Raw genomic sequence first — 15,763 nt, forward strand, 5'->3', positions numbered from 1 at the left:
CGAAACCGCCACCGAGGAGCACCCCCGTGACCACCACCGCCATCCTGTACCTGGCCAACATCGTCGGCATCCTGATCCTGACGCTCGGCCTCTACTTCCCCCGCCACGGCCGCCGCGACCTCGTCGTCGCCTACCTCGGCGTGAACATCGGGATCATGGCGGTCAGCTCCGTCCTGCTCTCCACCGCCGTGGGGGCCGGCCTGGGCCTCGGGCTCTTCGGCGTGCTGTCGATCATCCGGCTCCGCTCCGACGAGCTGGCCCAGCACGAGATCGCCTACTACTTCAGCGCCTTGGCGCTCGGCCTGCTCAGCGGCCTCGGCGCCGAACCGGTGATGGCGCTCAGCCTGATGGCCGTGGTCCTGATGGGCATGTTCGTCGCCGACCACGGCATGCTGCTGCGCGGGTACAAGCGCGAGGTGGTGGTGGTGGACCGCGCCATCACCGACGAGGCCACCCTCATCGGCTACCTCCAGGACCGCCTCGGCGGCACCGTCAAGCACCTCGCCGTCCAGCGCCTCGACCTCGTCAACGACACCACGACGGTGGACGTCCGCTACCGCGACGCCACCCCCGCCCGCACCCGCCGCGTCGTCCTCACGGACGCCCGATGACCGCCGCGACACTTCCGCTCCGCGGCCTCGCGGCCCGCGAGCCCGTGACCCTCGACGACCTGAACCTGACCGCCGCGCTGCTCACCCGGGTGGACCGCAAGTACGTGCTCACCTCCGCCGAGGCCGACGCCTTCATCCTCGGCCTCCCGCGCGAGGCCCGGGTCCTCGAGATCGACGGCCGCCGCCGGTTCGGCTACCACTCCACCTACTTCGACACCGCGGGCCTCGCCTGCTTCCTCGGCACCGCCCACCGGCGCCGTCGCCGCTACAAGGTCCGCACCCGCCGCTACGTGGACTCCGGCCAGCAGTTCCTCGAGGTGAAGACCCGCCGGGGCGGCTCCACGGTCAAGCACCGGGTGCCGTGGGAGGAGCCGATCCGGCACCTCGACGGCGGCGCCCGCGCCTTCGTCGCAGAGGCTCTCGGCGAGGACCGCCTGCGGCTCGACGGGGACCTGGAGCCCGTCCTGGACGTCACCTACACGCGCTCCACCTTCCTCATGCCCGACGGCGCGGCCCGCGCCACCGTCGACACCCACCTGGCCTGGTCCGATCGGCAGACCGGCTGCGAGCGGACGGCGGACGGCCTGGTGATCGTGGAGACGAAGTCCAGCTCCAGCCCGTCTGCAGCGGATCGGGTGCTGTGGGGTCGCGGCCACCGCCCGGTGGCCGTGTCCAAGTACGCCACCGGCCTGGCCACCCTCCGCCCCGAGCTGCCCCACAACCGCTGGCACCGGCTGCTCACCCAGACCGAACTCACCGCCGCCTGACACCCCGAAGCGGGTCCGCTGAGGAGCGGGGAGCGAAGCGATGGCCGCTTCCCGCTGGCTGAGGTGCGAGGAGCGAAGCGACGAGCCTCGAAGCCTAGAAAAAGTGACCTGACAACCTGACATGCCCCCACGGCCCGACCCCCGCCCAACCCGACATCCATCAGACACCCCTGGAGATATCACCATGAACCCGAAGAAACTACTCGCCACCCTGTCCTCGCTCGCTGTGGGCGCGTTGCTGGTGGGCTGCGGCGCCAACGGCGTCGAGAGCACGGCCGCCGCCGGAACCGCCGCATCGTCCACGGGCACCGACATCGCGACCAACTCGACCACCACCACCGCGACCACCGTCGACGGCGCCGCCCTCACGGTGGACTCCGCCCGCGCCTCGAACGCCACCCCGGACGCCGCCGACGTGACCTGGGACGCGTCCTCGGCCACCACCATCACGCTCAGCGGCAGCACCGCCACCGCCGACGGCGAGGGCGTCACCATCGATGGCAACACCGTCACCATCACCGCCGGCGGCACGTTCGTGCTCACCGGCTCCCTCAATGGGCAGGTGGTGGTGGACTCGGCCTCCGACGACGAGGTCAAGCTCGTCCTCTCCGACGCCCAGATCACCTCCGACACCGGCCCGGCGATCACCTTCGCCGACGCGGGCGAAGCCGTCGTCGTGCTGGCCGACGGCACAAGCAACGCCCTCACGGATGCCGCGAGCTACGCCGACACCTCCGAGGAGGCGGCCAACGCGGCGCTGTACTCGAAGGCGGATCTGACGATCGGCGGCGAGGGATCGCTCAGCGTCACGGGCCGCAGCCTCGACGGCATCGCGAGCGCGGACGGCCTGGTGATCGTCGGAGGCGACATCCAGGTGACCGCGGCGGACGACGGCATCCGCGGGAAGGACCACCTCGCGATCACGGGCGGCACCCTGACGGTCGAGGCGGGGGGCGACGCGCTGAAGTCCACCAACGACACCGAGGCGGACTCAGGGTTCATCGACATCTCCGGCGGGACGCTCACGCTCGCCGCCGGCACAGACGGCTTCGACGCCGCAACCGACGTCATCATCTCCGGCGGCACCCTCACCGTGGACGCCGCTGATGACGGCATCCACGCCGAGCTCAGCCTCGTCATCGGCGACGGCGAGGTCACCGTCACCCGCTCCTACGAGGGCCTCGAGGCGCAGTACATCGCCATCACCGGCGGCACCATCGACGTGACGGCCGACGACGACGGCCTCAACGTGTCGGCCGCCGACACCACGTCAACAGACACGGCCTCCACCGACCGGCAGATGGGTGGCGGCCCGGGCGGGGGGATGGCCGCGATCGACGGGTTGGCCCTGGTCAGCGGCGGAACGCTGACCATCGACGCCGGCGGCGACGGGTTCGACTCCAACGGGAGCGCAGAGATCACCGGCGGCACCGTCATCGTGCACGGCCCCCTGAACGACGGCAACGGGGCACTGGACGTCAACGGCACCTTCACGATCAGCGGCGGCACGCTGCTCGCCGTCGGCTCCTCCGGGATGGCCGAGACGCCCGATGAGTCCTCGACGCAGGGCTGGGTCCAGGCGACGGTGTCGGGGTCCGGCGGCTCCACCATCCAGATCAGCAACGGCTCCACGGTGCTCGGGGAGTTCACGGCTGAGAAGGACTTCTCCAACGTGGTCTACTCCGGCGAGGGGATCACCAGCGGTCAGGAGTACACCATCACCGTCGACGGCCAGGCCACGACGGTGACCGCAGGCACCGCCACCGGCGGTGGAATGGGCGGTGGCGGCGGGCGCCCCAACCGCTGACGCGACTTTGGGGTGGGGAGGTCGCGGTCAGTGGGCCGCGACCTTCTTCTTCCGCGGGATCAGGTGCATGATCACCACGACGATGGCGCCGGCCGCCAGGCCCAGCACCGCGGAGGCGAGCGTGTTGACCAGCCAGCCGACGAAGCCGCCGGCCGCCTCGGCGGCCAGCACCTCCCAGTGGTGCACGAAGTCGTAGATGACGGGCCAGCCCAGGTCGTTGATGCCGACCAGCAGGATGTGGCCGCCCACCCACAACATGGCCGCGATCCCCACCGTCGACAGCACCTTCATCACGATGGGCATGGCCTTGACCAGGCCTTCGCCGAGGCGCGACGTGGGCGGGTTGGCGGCCAGCTTGAGACCCACGTCGTCCATCTTCACGATCAGCGCCACCACGCCGTAGACCAGCGCGGTGATGCCGAAGGCGACCACCACCAGCGTGATCGCGCGCATCCAGAAGCCCACGTCGGCGATCTCGTTGAGCGAGATGACCATGATCTCCGCCGAGAGGATGAAGTCGGTCCGGATGGCGCCGCCCACCATCTTGTCCTCCTGGTTCTCGCCCTGGATCGCGGCGGGGGCCTCCTTGGCCTTGGAGTGCCCGCTGACCGCCTCCCAGATCTTCTCGGCGCCCTCGTACGAGAGGTAGAGGCCGCCCACCATGAGCAGCGGGGTGAGCGCCCACGGCAGGAACTGGCTGAGCAGCAGGATGGCCGGGAGGATGAACAGCAGCTTGTTGCGGATGGACCCCTTGGCGATCTTCCAGATCACCGGAAGCTCGCGGTCCGGGGTGAAGCCGTCGACGTATCGGGGCGTCACCGCGGCGTCGTCGACGACGACGCCCACCGCCTTCGTGGACGCCTTGCCCGCCGCCGCCGCGATGTCGTCGACCGAGGCCGCTGCGGCGCGCGCGATCGCGGCCACGTCGTCGAGTAGTGCTGCAAGGCCGCCGGCCATGGGTTCCCCTCTCACCTGGTTCGGGGCGATTCTACGGTGACGCGCCACCTGGAGCCCTCGGATGCGACGGCCGACCCGCGAAGGGCTGTTGGCTGTCGGATTCCGGACGAGAGACCGTCCGGGATCCGACACCCACGACGGGCCTAGGCTTGGCGGGGAAGGAGGCCACATGAGCAGCGCCCCGATCCCCGACGTGGGCGGCTGGTTCCGCACCGCGGACCACACCGTCGCGCTCCCCGTGACCGCATGGGGGCCCGGGACCGGCGGCTTCGGCCGGCGCTCCCACGACGACGATCTGGCCGCCGCCGCGGACCTCTTCCGCGGACGCCCCACGCTGGTCCTGACCGGCGCGGGCATGTCCACGGGCTCCGGCCTGCCGGACTACCGGGGCCGCGACGCCGTGCCGCGCTCCCCGATGACCTACCAGGAGTTCGTCAGGTCGGAGCTGAGCCGCCGTCGCTACTGGGCGCGCAGCACCGTCGGCTGGCGGTGGTTCGCCCAGGCGCGGCCCAACGCGGCGCACCACGCCCTGGCGGAGTTGGGCGAGGTGACGCCGTTGACCGGGGTGGTGACCCAGAACGTGGACGGGCTGCACCAGGCGGCGGGGTCGCGGCCGGTGCTGGACCTGCACGGGGCGCTCGACCGCGTGATCTGCCTCGACTGCCGCGCCCTGATGGACCGGCACCGCATGCAGGAGCAGCTCCTCGCCCTCAACCCGCGCTTCGCCGAGCGGTTGGACGAGCTCGCGGTCGAGAGCCGCACCGCCCCCGACGGCGACGCCGAGGTGGACTGCACCGAGGACTTCCGGTACCCGGCGTGCCCATCCTGCGGCGGCATGCTCAAGCCTGACGTGGTGTTCTTCGGTGAGAACGCGGACCGCGCCGTCGTCGACCAGGCCATGGCTCTCCTCGACGAGGCCGCCGCCCTGGTGGTGCTCGGCTCGAGCCTGTCGGTGATGAGCGGCCTCCGGTTCGTGCGACGGGCCGCGCAGCAGGGCCGCGACGTGGTGATCGTCAACGACGGCGCCACCCGCGGCGACGACCTCGCCACCCTCCGCCTGCACGGCCGGCTGGAGGACGTTCTGACGGGCTGGCTGTCGGGCATGCGCTGAGCGCCCGCACCAGGGGCATCTGCGGGATCACGCGCACGCAACGGCGGTGACGTGCGACCACGGCGCAGACGCGCTCGCGGCTCACCGTTCGCGGGGAACCCGGTCAGAGTGACCGGCCACGATGAGGGCGCCACCCATGGCGCGGGGCGGCACGGGGGCGTGTGTTTAGGGGGCCTCGGCTGCGCGTGGGTACCCCCTCTGGGTTAAGTTTGCGCGCATGAGCACCGCCGCCGCCCAGAAGAAGAAGTTCACGTTCGGGCTTCTGCCCCAGATCGCCGTCGCCATCGCGCTCGGCGTGCTGTTCGGCAACTTCTTCCCCGATTGGCTGACGCGGGTCTTCGTCACCTTCAACGCGCTCTTCGGACAGTTCCTCGGTTTCGCGATCCCGCTCATCATCCTGGGCCTGATCGCGCCCGCCATCGCCGAACTGGGCAAGGGGGCGGGCCGCTGGCTGGCGATCTCTGCCGCATTGGCGTACGGATCCACTCTGGTCGCGGGCTTCATCGGCCTGGGTTCGTCGCTGCTGGTGTTGCCGCGCGTGCTCCCAGAGGGTGGCGCGCCGTCGCTCACCAATCCCGACGAGGCCCTGCTCGCGCCCTACTTCGCGCTCGAGATCCCCCCGCTGTTCGGGGTCATGTCGGCGTTAGTGCTGGCCTTCATCGTCGGCGTGGCGCTCACGGCGATCGAGGGCGGCTCGCTGCAGCGAGGCTTCTTCGAGTTCCGCGAGGTGATCAACATGGTCATCTCGAAGATCCTCATCCCGCTGCTGCCGCTCTACATCTTCGGCATCTTCCTCAACATGACCCAGGGCGGGCAGGTCTACACCGTCATCGCCACCTTCCTCGGCGTGATCATCTTCGTGTTCATCCTCACGTGGATCATGCTGCTGCTGCAGTACTCGGTGGCGGGCGCCATCACCGGCCGCAACCCGCTGAAGATGCTCGGCACCATGCTGCCGGCCTACGCCACCGCGCTCGGGACCTCGTCGTCGGCCGCCACCATCCCGGTGACGCTGCGCCAGGCGATCAAGATGGGCGTCTCGCAGCCGGTGGCCGCATTTGCGATCCCGCTCAACGCCACCATCCACCTGGCCGGGTCCACCATCAAGATCACGTGCTTCTCGCTGGCGGTGATGATGTTGGCGGGGATGGAGATCAACGTCGGCGTGATGATCGGCTTCGTGATGATGCTTGGGGTCATGATGGTCGCGGCGCCCGGCGTGCCCGGGGGTGCGATCATGACGGCGGCGGGTCTGCTCTCCACGATGCTCGGGTTCTCCGAGGCGCAGGTGGGCCTGATGATCGCGGCCTACATCGCCATCGACTCCTTCGGCACCGCCACCAACGTCACCGGCGACGGCGCCCTCGCGGCCATCGTGGACAAGTGGGTGTCGCGTTCCGCACGCAAGGAAGAGCTGGCCGACGAGGCGTCGGTCCGCGCCGCCGCCTGAGCGCGGGAGGTGCGTTGAGCCTGACACGGCTTTGGTGGGGTGAGTTGAGCCTGATTCGAGTCTCGAAGTCGGCTTGAACGATCAAAGTGGTCGATTTCGTCGTTGAGGTCCAGATCAGGCTCAAGCCGCATCGTTGAGAGCCGTGTCAGGCTCAACGCGGTGGCCGGTACCCGGCCAACACCGTCCCGTACCACCACCCGGTCCGACGGCGGGCGACGGTCTGGTCCGACGCCCGACTACGACGGCGGGGCGCCTTGGCCTGTGTGCTGAGATGGAGGCATGACCACAGACGTTGATTTCTGGTTCGACCCCATCTGCCCCTGGGCCTGGATGACCTCCCGCTGGATGCTCGAGGTGGAGAAGGTCCGCGACGTGAAGGTCACCTTCCACGTCATGAGCCTGGCCGTGCTCAATCACCGCCGCGACCTTCCGCCGGCCTACCGTCGGCACATGGACCGGGCCTGGATGCCCGCGCGCGCCGCGCTCCTCGTCGAGCAGCGACACGGTTCTGACAAGCTGCGCGAGTTCTACACCGAGGTGGGCACGCGGTTCCATCCGGGTGGCGAGAAGCAGGGGGTGGAGACCGTCGCGGCCGCGCTCGCCGCCGTCGGGGCGGATGCCGACATCCTCGACATCGCGCAGACCGAGGCCCCAGACGACGACCTGCGCCGGTCGCACCACGAGGGCATGGACCCCGTGGGCGACGAGGTGGGCACCCCCGTGCTCCGGGTCAACGGCATGAGCCTGTTCGGCCCCGTGATCTCCCCTGCCCCGAAGGGCGAGGAGGCAGGAAACCTGTTCGACGGCTTCGTCAAGGTGACCGCCTACCCGGGCTTCTTCGAGCTGAAGCGCACCCGCACCGTGGACCCGATCTTCGACTGAGGAGACAGCGCCCCGCGGGGCCGCGAGAGACCGAGGGTCATCCGCCCTCGGTCTCTGTGCGCTCAGGCATCGGCGACGCAGGCCACCCGGTCCCACAGCTCGGCTCGGGCGACAGTGGGTCGTCGGTCACCGCGCCGGCGGGCTGTTGGGCCGGCTCCCCGATCCACGATTGCTACGTGACATTTGGATCTATTAGTCCACCCCGGCCTCGGGCCGGGAACACCCCTTGGCTAGCGTGGGTGGCATGGGCAAGGTTCTGGTTGCGTACGCGACCCGCGGGGGCACCGCACGCGACATCGCCGACGCCGTCGGCTCCACCCTCCGCTCCGCCGGGCACGACGTGCGGGTGGCGGACCTGAAGTCCCGCCCCGCCGTCGATGACGCTGAGCTCGTCGTGGTCGGGAGCGGCGTCAACGCCGGCACTTGGTACCAGGAGGCGACCGCGTGGGTCTCGTCGCAGGAGCCGGCCCTCCTGGTGACGAGGGTCGCGGTATTCAACGCCTGCCTCAACGCCGCGGACCCCGCCAAGCGCACCGAGTCCCTGGCCTACAACGCGTCGATGGCGGACCGGATGGGGGCGGAGGCCAGCGAGTCGTTCGCTGGCCGCTTCGTCCCCGAACACGTCAGCTGGTGGAGGCGGATGTTCCTGCACACCATGCAGAAGCCGACGCAGGACCACCTCGACCTCGACGCTGTCCGCGCCTGGGCCTCCACCCTGATCCGCACCCCCGCCCACCCGGCTGAGTGAGCGCCGGGGCCCATTCGGCCCTGCCCGCCGCCGGGGGAGCGGCCCACGGGCGCGCATACCATCGAAGCCATGCGACGACGTGCCATCCTCCTCGGAGCCGCCGCCCTGCCCGCGGCCGCCTGCTCCGGCCCGGTGTCGCTGCCCATCCCTGACGTCGGCGGCGTCGTCGGGTGCCGCACGCCGGATTCCCTTGCCGCGTTCTCGACGCTGGGGGGCGCGCCCCTCAGGTACGAGGTGTCGGGCACGCCGCAGTCCTTCCGGGCGGACCCGCGGTTCATCGAGCTGCTCGAGGAGTGGGCCGCGGACTGGGTCGCGGCCAGCGGCCTCGGACCGCTCCGGGAGGTGTCCACCTACGGCGCCTTCGTCGACAAGTGCGACTCCTGGCACGCCGCGGGCCGGGCCTTCGACTTCGCCGAGCTGGTCCACGAGGGCGGCCGGGTGTCCTGCCGCTACGACGTCTGGGGCGACGACCCGGCCGAGCTGCCGGGCTACTGGCGGCTGGCCGCCTCCGTCGCCTCGCGCTTCACCTACACGCTGACCTACCGCTACAACGCGCAGCACCACAACCACATCCACATCGACAACGGGGTCAACGGCTTCGAGGACGCCTCGTTCCGGGAGCGGTCACGGACGCAGGTGGAGCTGGTGCAGGGCGTGCTGCGTTACGTGTTCGGCCGTGATGTCGCGGCCTCGGGCTCCTACGACGACGCCACCCGCTCCGCCGTCCGCGGGGTCCAGCGGGAGCTGGGCATCACCGCCCCGCTGGCCGATCCCGACGGCTGGCGCGAGTTCCTCACCGGGGCCGCGTCGGGCGGCTGACACCCGCTCAGACGGCCGCTGAGCGCAGCGCCTCCCGCAGAACGTCGAGCCCGACGGAGCCCACGTCGAGCGCCCGACGGTGGAACTCCCGCAGGTCGAACGCCTCGCCGGCCCGGGCAGCCGCCTCGTCGCGCGCCTGCTCCCAGAGCCGCTGACCCACCTTGTAGGCGGGCGCCTGCCCGGGCCAGCCCAGGTAGCGGTCCAGCTCGAAGCGCACGAACTCCTCGGCCATGTTCACGTTCGCCTTGAGGAAGGGCCATGCCTTGTCTGCGTCCCACGTGCCGCCGCCCCACTCCTCGGGGGCGGGCTTGCCGAGGTGGACGCCGATGTCGAGGACCACCCGCGCGGCGCGCATCCGCTGCGCGTCGAGCATGCCCATCCGGTCCCCGGGATCGTCGAGGAAGCCGAGCTGCTCCATCAGCCGCTCCGCGTAGAGCGCCCAACCCTCGCCGTGGCCCGACACCCAGCAGATCAGGCTCCGCCAGCGGTTGAGCTCGCCCGCGCGGTAGGTGGCCTGCGCGATCTGCAGGTGATGGCCGGGGACGCCCTCGTGGTAGACGGTGGTCTTCTCGCGCCAGGTGCCGAAGTTCTCCACGCCCGGTGGGACCGACCACCACATGCGCCCAGGCCGCGAGAAGTCGTCGGTGGGGCCGGTGTAGTAGATGCCGCCGTTCTGCGTGGGCGCGATGCGGCACTCGAGCGTGCGGATGGGATCCGCGATGTCGAAGTGCGTCCCCGCCAGTGCCTCGATGGCCGCGTCGGAGGTCTCCTGCATCCAGCGCTGCAGCGCGTCCGTGCCGTGGAGCTGACGGGTGACGTCGTCGTCGAGCCGGTGCATGGCCTCGTCCGCGGTGGTGCCGTCGCCGTAGAGCTGGTGCGCCACCTCGTCCTGCTCCGCGACGATGCGGGCCAGCTCCTCGCGGCCCCATTCGTAGGTCTCGTCGAGGTCGACGGTGGCGCCGAGGAACAGCCGCGACAGCCGCCCGTAGCGCTCCCGCCCGACGGCGTCCGCCTGCGGGGCCCGTGGGGCGAGCTCGCGCAGGGCCTCGGCGAGCCGCGCGTAGGCGGCGCGGGCCACGTCGGCGTTGCGGTTCAGCGCGCTGGCCAGGCCCTCGGGTGCCTCGGGCGAGGCAGCGAAGGCGGTCCAGAACGAGCCGTCCCCGGCCAGTTCCTCGGCCTGCCCGATGCCGATCTCCACCTGGCGCAGCGCTGGGGCCGGACCGTTGTCGACGGCGAGGCGCAGCGACTCGATGTACCCGTCGACCGCCGCCGGAACCGCGCCCATGCGGGCCGCGATGATCTCCCAGTGGTCCGAGGTGGTGGTCGGCATGAGGTCGAAGACGTCGCGGATGTTCTGCAGCGGGGACGCGATGTTGTTGAGATCCGCGTAGTCCTCGCCGGCCTCGAACAGCTCGACGCTGAGGCCGAGCCGCTCACGCATGGCCGCGGCCGTGACGGCGTCCACGTCGTCGGCGATCTCCGTGGCCTCCACCTGGCGCAGCGCCGCACGCGCCGCCTCGGCGCGTTGGGCGGCGCCGGAGGGGGAGAAGTCGTCGAGTTCGTGGTCGTGGCCCGGCGCGCCGATGTGGGTGGCGGTGATGGGGCTGATGCGGACGATGGTGTCGACGTAGGCGTCGGCGACCTGATCGAGCGCGGTGCGCGTGCGTGTCGTCATGCCGCCGACGCTACCAGCGGCCTTGTCAGTCGGCTGAGAGCATGTCCTTGACCAGCGGGACCACCTCGGTGCCGTAGAGGCCGATGGTGTCCATGATCGCCTCGTGGGACAGGCGGCCGGTGGACACCTTGAGCTGGAACCGCTGCGCGCCGAGCGTGCGGAAGCCGTGGGCGATCTTGGCCGCGACCGTCTCGGGTGAGCCGACGGCCATGGCGCCGTGATCGGCCTCGTCGTCGAAGTGGTCCCGGGTCATCCGTCCCCAGCCGCGTTCGCGCCCGATCTTCGACGTCTGCTCGAGCCATGGCTTGAACATGCGGCTCCGGGCGGCGTCGTCGGTGGCCGCGATGTGGCCGTAGGAGTGCCAACCCACCGGCTGCGGGTCCTTGCCGAGTTCGTCGAGGGCGCGGCGGTGGAGATCGGCGAACGGCGCGAACCGGTCCACCGGCCCGCCGATGATCGCGAGCATGAGGGGCAGGCCGTAGTTGGCGGCGCGCAGCACCGACTGCGGGCTGCCGCCGACGGCGACCCACGTGGTGAGCGGTGTCGCGGCGAGGCGCGGGTACAGCTCCACGTCGTCGAGGCTCTGCGTGAGCTGGCCCGTCCACGACTGCCTGCCCCCGTGGATCAGCTGGGCCATCATGGCCATCTTCTCCTCGAAGAGGGCCTCGTAGTCGGACAGGTCGTAGCCGAAGAGGGGGAAGGACTCGATGAACGACCCACGCCCGGCGATGAGCTCGGCGCGGCCGTTGCTGAGCGCGTCGAGGGTGGAGAAGCGCTCGAACACCCGAACCGGGTCGTCGGAGGAGAGGACGGTGACGGCGGTGGCCAACTTGAGCCGCGTCGTGCGGGTGGCGATGCCGGCCAGCACCATGTCAGGTGCGGAGACTGCGAAGTCCTCGCGGTGGTGCTCGCCGATGCCGATGGCGTGCAGCCCCACCTCGTCGGCAAGGACGGCTTCGTCCACGAGGTTGCGGATCACCTGGTCGTGGGGGAGGAGGGCGCCGTCGGGCCCGGCGGTGACGTCGCCGAACGTGTCGATGCCGAATTCGAGCCTGTCGATGTCCATGGGGTCCTCGCAAAGATTGAGAGATCAACTATCTTCAGCCTAGCCCACTCGTCAACCGCGGGAGCGGGACGCCACTGAAGGTCCCTGCGCTCAACCTAGGGCAGGGTGACCGCCACTACTGCCGCGTTACCGCGCCTCGAGCTGCTTGATCATTGCCGCCACGCACCCCGGCATCGTCGCCATGGTTGAGTCGGTGAAACGAAGGACGGTCCACCCGGCGAGACTGAGCTGCACGTCACGCTGTCGGTCCGCGATGAAGGACTCCAGAGACCGGTGGAATTCCCATCCGTCGAACTCGAGCGCCAGCATCAGGCGGGGGAAGGCGGCGTCCAGGAAATAGTCGCGGTCCTTCACTGTCACTCGATGATTGGTCACCCACCCGGCGATGTGCGCCTTGCGCAACGCGATGTGGGCTGTGCGCTCCAACTCGGACCAGGGGAGGTCGCGGGATTCGCGGAGCAGGCGCTCCCGCTCGCCGTTGCCCGCTCGGTCCTTTCCGAGACGAAGTGCCGTCCAGAGGTCATCCAGTGTGATTACCTGGCGCCGCAACGCCTCGTCGATGGCCGCTCCGCCCATCGACTCCGTCAGGTCGAGGACGGTCTGTGCGGGAGTGGTGACGAACTTGTCCCCATCCCAGTCCCGGAGATCGGGGCCCACCGTGCGTCGTTCGAACCTGAAGCCGCCCGCACGGCGCACGCGCGGGCCTGCGACCTGCACGGCGTCGAGCTGAAGCTCGGGCCACCAGGTCAGGTGGGCCGCGGTCTCCCGGATGAACGTGGCGTTCGGGTAGAGGGCGGAGATGGCCGCAACGCGTGCCTCGATGGTCGGTGCCCAGTCCGGCAGCCCGTAGGCGCCGCGCAGAATTGGCGCCAACTGCCCCGACTTCACGGCGCGGTCGATCCGGTCTGCCAAGTGGGGATGCTGCCTGGGACAGATGATCCCGTGATCGGTGAGGATGGTGGCGATGTCTGTGTGCATGCCTCCCTTGTTCGCGTGAGCACGGCCGTATCTCCCGCCTCGCGGCGGCCTGTGGACAACGCGGAATTCTGCCCGTAGTGGCGGTCACCCTCGGCCCGTCTGAGCGTGGGGGGTCGCACTGGGGGACCGTTTCCGCGCCGCCCGGTGCTAGCGTGGTCGACGGCGACCCGCCCCGGACGACGGATCAGTACCCGGTGAAGACAAGACTGGCCATTCCTTGAAAGGATCAGTCATGGATTGGGTCATCCTGCTCGCCTCGGGAGTCCTTGAAGCCGTGTGGGCCACGGCCCTCGGCCGCTCGGACGGCCTGCGTCGCCCCGCACCCACTGTCGTCTTCGTGGTGGCCGCCATCCTCAGCCTCGCGGGCCTCGGATTCGCCCTCAACACGCTGCCCACCGGCACCGCCTACGCCGTGTGGACCGCGACCGGAGCGTCACTGACCGTCGCCTGGGCGATGATCACCCGCGTCGAACCGGTGAGCCTCGCCAAGGTGCTGCTCCTGGTGGGCATCGTCACCTGCGTCGTGGGCTTGAAGGTGGTCGCGTGAGCGCGCGCTGGGCCTGGCCCCTGCTCCTGATCAGCGCCGTCCTCGAGGCGGTGTGGGCCAACGCGCTGTCCGCCAGCGAGGGCTTCACCCGCCCCGTGCCCGTCGTCGTGTTCCTGGTGGCCACCGTCGCCTCTGTCGTCGGGCTCGCCTTCGCCATGCGCCACATCCCCACCGGCACCGCCTACGCGGTCTGGACCAGCGTCGGCACTGTGTTGACGGTGGCGTACGCGGTTGCGATCGGCGCGGAGGGGATGACCTGGCTGAAGGCTCTGTTCCTCGCCGGGATCATCGGCTGCGTGGTGGGGCTCAAGCGCCTCGACGCGCCTCCGGGTCAGCGGAACAGCGAGATGATCAACGGGGCCGCCGTCGTGCCGCCCGAGTCGCCCACCTCGACGAACGACGCCACCGCGTAGTCGGCGTTGTAGGCGATCATCCACGCGCTGGTCTGCAGCGCCCCCGTCGGGCCCCACTGGGCCGTGCCGGTCTTCGCGCCGGTCATCAGGCCCTGCAGGGAGCGCCCGGTGCCGGAGTCCACGGTGGCCTTCATGAGCGACTGCAGGCTCTGCGCCTCGGCGGGCGTCAGCGGCGCCGCCGTCGGCGTGGCCTCCTCGCCCTTCACCAGCCAGGGCAGGACCGTGCGTCCCGCCCCGATCGACGCCGCGACGGTGGCCATCCCCAGCGGCGACATGGTGACCTGCCCCTGCCCGATCATCGAGGCCGCCAAGTCGATGGAGTTGCCCGGCTGGACGGTGCCGAAGTTGGAGGTGAAGCCCACGTCGTAGTCCGTGCCCACCCCCAGCGACCCCGCCGCCGCGTGCAGTTGGTCCCCGGTGACGGTGCCCGCGGCCCCGGCGAAGGCCGTGTTGCAGGACTGGGCGAACGCCGTCGTCAGCGGGATGCGCCCGAGCGCGCTGGAGGGGTAGCCGGAGTAGTTGCCGAACGTGTAGGTGCCCACCTTCAGCGACGACGGGCAGTTCACGAGCGACGACGGCGTCAGCCCGGTCCGCAGCATCGCCAGCGCGGACACGGCCTTGAAGGTGGAGCCGGGCGCGTAGTTGCCGTACGTGACGTGCGGGTAGGTGCCGCCCGCGGGCGACTGGGCGGCGGCCAGCACGCCGCCGGTCGCGATGTCCAGCACCACCAGCGCGGCCATGCCGGTCTGCGTGCTGAGCACCTCCTCCGCCTTGGTCTGGAGGTCACGGTCCAGGCTGAGGTCGATGCCGGCGCCTACGCTCTCGTCCTGCTGGAACAGCGCTTTCTCCGGCGCGGGGGAGGACGACGGGGACGCCGAGGCGTCCGTGCGCGGCACCAGGTCCACCCTCACCAGCGGCACGCCGCGCAGCTGCTCGTCGTAGCGTGCCTGGAGGCCGCTCAGCCCCACGCGGTCGTTGATCGTGAGCGTGCCGCCGGACTCGTCGATCATCTCCTTGGTGGGGGTGCCCACGCTGCCGAGGATGGGCGCGGCGAAGGAGCCGCCCGGCCCCACGATGGCCGAGATCTCCCGCACGTAGGCGCCGGGGACCTGGCTGATGGTGGGCGGGATCTCGGCCTGGACCATGGTGGCCGCGACAACGAAAGCCCGCGGACCGTTGGCCAGCACCTTCCGCGTGAAGGCCGCGGCGTCCACCTTGAGGATGGCCGCAAGGTCCGCGGACGCGGTCTCCCACTCGGCCGCCTCCACCGAGGACTTGTCCAGGCCCACCTCGAACATGGCGCCCTCCTCGACGATGGCCACGCCCTCGTTGTCGTTGATGGGCGAACGCCGACCCTCGCGCTGCGTGTGCCGCAGCCGGGTGGTCTCGGTCAACTCGGGGTGGATGATCGACGGCGCCCAGTCCAGCCGCCACCTGTCGCCCGAGTACCGCAGCCGCGCCTCCGTCTGGTAGGTCCACCCCTCACGGCCGAGGGGGTAGGTCATGGTGAGTTCGACGATGGCCACGTCGTCGTCGGCCTGATAGGCGACTGAGCCCGACGAGACCTCGGGGTAGATCTCGTCCATGCCGGCGAAGATGGTCTCGAAGTCCGCCTGCGCGTCCTCGGCCGGGCCGACCATGGGCAGCGCCGAGACGTCCTGCGCGTTGAGGGCCTCGACGGCGGCGGTGATGGCCTCGTCCGCGGAGGGGAGGTCCCGCCTGGGCGACGAGGAACCGCTCGGGTTGGGTTCCGGGTTGTCCGGCCCGGGGGCGCACCCGGCCAGGAGCAGCGCCAGCGTCATCGCTGCTGCCAGTAGTCGTCGTCGCATCGGACCTCCTGTTCGCGCCCAGGCTACCCGCCCCCGCCGACGGGGCTCCGCCGACCGGCCCCCCACCACGGTGTTTGTCGACGGCGCCGGCGCCGGTACCCTG

15 protein-coding genes and 1 riboswitch are annotated in these 15,763 nt (G+C 70.6%); of the genes, 10 read left to right on the top strand and 5 right to left on the bottom strand.

Annotation, left to right across the window (positions count from 1 at the left end; genetic code table 11):
- Positions 1–26: 26 nt before the first annotated feature.
- The 3 genes from ACX1D3_RS04195 to ACX1D3_RS04205 all read left to right on the top strand — a co-directional run bounded on the left by ACX1D3_RS04195 (position 27) and on the right by ACX1D3_RS04205 (position 3,185).
- A complete protein-coding gene (locus ACX1D3_RS04195) occupies positions 27–611 on the top strand; it encodes a DUF4956 domain-containing protein (protein ID WP_458995733.1) in 585 nt (194 codons plus the stop codon).
- A complete protein-coding gene (locus ACX1D3_RS04200; protein ID WP_458995734.1) occupies positions 608–1,378 on the top strand; it encodes a polyphosphate polymerase domain-containing protein in 771 nt (256 codons plus the stop codon). The genes ACX1D3_RS04195 and ACX1D3_RS04200 overlap by 4 nt, the downstream gene beginning before the upstream one ends.
- A 184-nt stretch (positions 1,379–1,562) precedes the next feature.
- The gene (locus ACX1D3_RS04205) at positions 1,563–3,185 is read left to right on the top strand and encodes a carbohydrate-binding domain-containing protein (protein ID WP_458995735.1); all 1,623 of its coding nucleotides are present in this window, start codon (positions 1,563–1,565) and stop codon (positions 3,183–3,185) included.
- Positions 3,186–3,212: 27 nt separating this feature from the next.
- On the opposite strand, the gene ACX1D3_RS04210 is transcribed toward ACX1D3_RS04205, so the two are convergent.
- Positions 3,213–4,142: a DUF808 domain-containing protein gene (locus tag ACX1D3_RS04210; RefSeq protein WP_458995736.1), complete on the bottom strand. Its 930-nt coding sequence runs from the start codon at positions 4,140–4,142 to the stop codon at positions 3,213–3,215.
- Positions 4,143–4,311: 169 nt separating this feature from the next.
- Here ACX1D3_RS04210 and ACX1D3_RS04215 point away from each other — a divergent pair, with 169 nt between their 5' ends.
- The 5 genes from ACX1D3_RS04215 (at position 4,312) to ACX1D3_RS04235 (ending at position 9,152) form a co-directional block, all read left to right on the top strand.
- Entirely contained in the window at positions 4,312–5,253 is a 942-nt protein-coding gene (locus ACX1D3_RS04215) for an NAD-dependent protein deacetylase (RefSeq protein ID WP_458995737.1), read from the top strand.
- A 217-nt stretch (positions 5,254–5,470) separates the two neighbouring features.
- Positions 5,471–6,703, top strand: a complete 1,233-nt coding sequence (locus tag ACX1D3_RS04220) for a dicarboxylate/amino acid:cation symporter (RefSeq protein ID WP_458995738.1) — start codon at positions 5,471–5,473, stop codon at positions 6,701–6,703.
- A gap of 279 nt (positions 6,704–6,982) precedes the next feature.
- Positions 6,983–7,585 carry a DsbA family protein gene (locus ACX1D3_RS04225; RefSeq protein WP_458995739.1) on the top strand — a complete coding sequence of 201 codons (603 nt, stop codon included), beginning with the start codon at positions 6,983–6,985 and terminating at the stop codon, positions 7,583–7,585.
- A 244-nt stretch (positions 7,586–7,829) separates the two neighbouring features.
- On the top strand, positions 7,830–8,333 hold the full coding sequence (locus ACX1D3_RS04230) for a flavodoxin domain-containing protein (RefSeq protein ID WP_458995740.1): 504 nt from the start codon (positions 7,830–7,832) through the stop codon (positions 8,331–8,333).
- A gap of 69 nt (positions 8,334–8,402) precedes the next feature.
- Entirely contained in the window at positions 8,403–9,152 is a 750-nt protein-coding gene (locus tag ACX1D3_RS04235; protein ID WP_458995741.1) for an extensin family protein, read from the top strand.
- 7 nt (positions 9,153–9,159) lie between these two features.
- Here ACX1D3_RS04235 and ACX1D3_RS04240 read toward each other — a convergent pair whose 3' ends face one another.
- The 3 genes from ACX1D3_RS04240 to ACX1D3_RS04250 form a co-directional block, all read right to left on the bottom strand.
- Entirely contained in the window at positions 9,160–10,827 is a 1,668-nt protein-coding gene (locus ACX1D3_RS04240) for a DUF885 domain-containing protein (RefSeq protein ID WP_458995742.1), read from the bottom strand.
- 25 nt (positions 10,828–10,852) lie between these two features.
- Positions 10,853–11,893 carry an LLM class flavin-dependent oxidoreductase gene (locus ACX1D3_RS04245; RefSeq protein ID WP_458995743.1) on the bottom strand — a complete coding sequence of 347 codons (1,041 nt, stop codon included), beginning with the start codon at positions 11,891–11,893 and terminating at the stop codon, positions 10,853–10,855.
- Between the two features lie 126 nt (positions 11,894–12,019).
- Positions 12,020–12,871 (bottom strand): DUF559 domain-containing protein, encoded by an 852-nt coding sequence (locus ACX1D3_RS04250; RefSeq protein WP_458995744.1) that lies wholly within the window; start codon positions 12,869–12,871, stop codon positions 12,020–12,022.
- A 149-nt stretch (positions 12,872–13,020) separates the two neighbouring features.
- Positions 13,021–13,086, top strand: a riboswitch (guanidine-III (ykkC-III) riboswitch).
- A gap of 17 nt (positions 13,087–13,103) precedes the next feature.
- On the opposite strand from ACX1D3_RS04250, the gene ACX1D3_RS04255 reads away from it, so the two are divergent.
- Positions 13,104–13,418 carry a DMT family transporter gene (locus tag ACX1D3_RS04255; protein ID WP_458995745.1) on the top strand — a complete coding sequence of 105 codons (315 nt, stop codon included), beginning with the start codon at positions 13,104–13,106 and terminating at the stop codon, positions 13,416–13,418.
- Positions 13,415–13,831, top strand: a complete 417-nt coding sequence (locus ACX1D3_RS04260; RefSeq protein WP_458995746.1) for a DMT family transporter — start codon at positions 13,415–13,417, stop codon at positions 13,829–13,831. Before ACX1D3_RS04255 ends, ACX1D3_RS04260 begins: the two co-directional genes overlap by 4 nt.
- Here the strand turns inward: ACX1D3_RS04260 and ACX1D3_RS04265 are convergent.
- Positions 13,750–15,660 (bottom strand): penicillin-binding transpeptidase domain-containing protein, encoded by a 1,911-nt coding sequence (locus ACX1D3_RS04265; RefSeq protein WP_458995747.1) that lies wholly within the window; start codon positions 15,658–15,660, stop codon positions 13,750–13,752. The genes ACX1D3_RS04260 and ACX1D3_RS04265 overlap by 82 nt on opposite strands.
- Positions 15,661–15,763: the final 103 nt, after the last annotated feature.

The sequence above is a fragment of the Tessaracoccus yangjingae genome, from assembly GCF_054483935.1.

Bases quoted from the DNA above. Each gene is read 5' to 3' on its own strand.
- ACX1D3_RS04200 (WP_458995734.1), top strand. From the start codon at position 608: ATGACCGCCGCGACACTTCCGCTCCGCGGCCTCGCGGCCCGCGAGCCC.
- ACX1D3_RS04205 (WP_458995735.1), top strand. From the start codon at position 1,563: ATGAACCCGAAGAAACTACTCGCCACCCTGTCCTCGCTCGCTGTGGGC.
- ACX1D3_RS04210 (WP_458995736.1), bottom strand. From the start codon at position 4,142: ATGGCCGGCGGCCTTGCAGCACTACTCGACGACGTGGCCGCGATCGCG.
- ACX1D3_RS04215 (WP_458995737.1), top strand. From the start codon at position 4,312: ATGAGCAGCGCCCCGATCCCCGACGTGGGCGGCTGGTTCCGCACCGCG.
- ACX1D3_RS04220 (WP_458995738.1), top strand. From the start codon at position 5,471: ATGAGCACCGCCGCCGCCCAGAAGAAGAAGTTCACGTTCGGGCTTCTG.
- ACX1D3_RS04225 (WP_458995739.1), top strand. From the start codon at position 6,983: ATGACCACAGACGTTGATTTCTGGTTCGACCCCATCTGCCCCTGGGCC.
- ACX1D3_RS04230 (WP_458995740.1), top strand. From the start codon at position 7,830: ATGGGCAAGGTTCTGGTTGCGTACGCGACCCGCGGGGGCACCGCACGC.
- ACX1D3_RS04235 (WP_458995741.1), top strand. From the start codon at position 8,403: ATGCGACGACGTGCCATCCTCCTCGGAGCCGCCGCCCTGCCCGCGGCC.
- ACX1D3_RS04240 (WP_458995742.1), bottom strand. From the start codon at position 10,827: ATGACGACACGCACGCGCACCGCGCTCGATCAGGTCGCCGACGCCTAC.
- ACX1D3_RS04245 (WP_458995743.1), bottom strand. From the start codon at position 11,893: ATGGACATCGACAGGCTCGAATTCGGCATCGACACGTTCGGCGACGTC.
- ACX1D3_RS04250 (WP_458995744.1), bottom strand. From the start codon at position 12,871: ATGCACACAGACATCGCCACCATCCTCACCGATCACGGGATCATCTGT.
- ACX1D3_RS04255 (WP_458995745.1), top strand. From the start codon at position 13,104: ATGGATTGGGTCATCCTGCTCGCCTCGGGAGTCCTTGAAGCCGTGTGG.
- ACX1D3_RS04265 (WP_458995747.1), bottom strand. From the start codon at position 15,660: ATGCGACGACGACTACTGGCAGCAGCGATGACGCTGGCGCTGCTCCTG.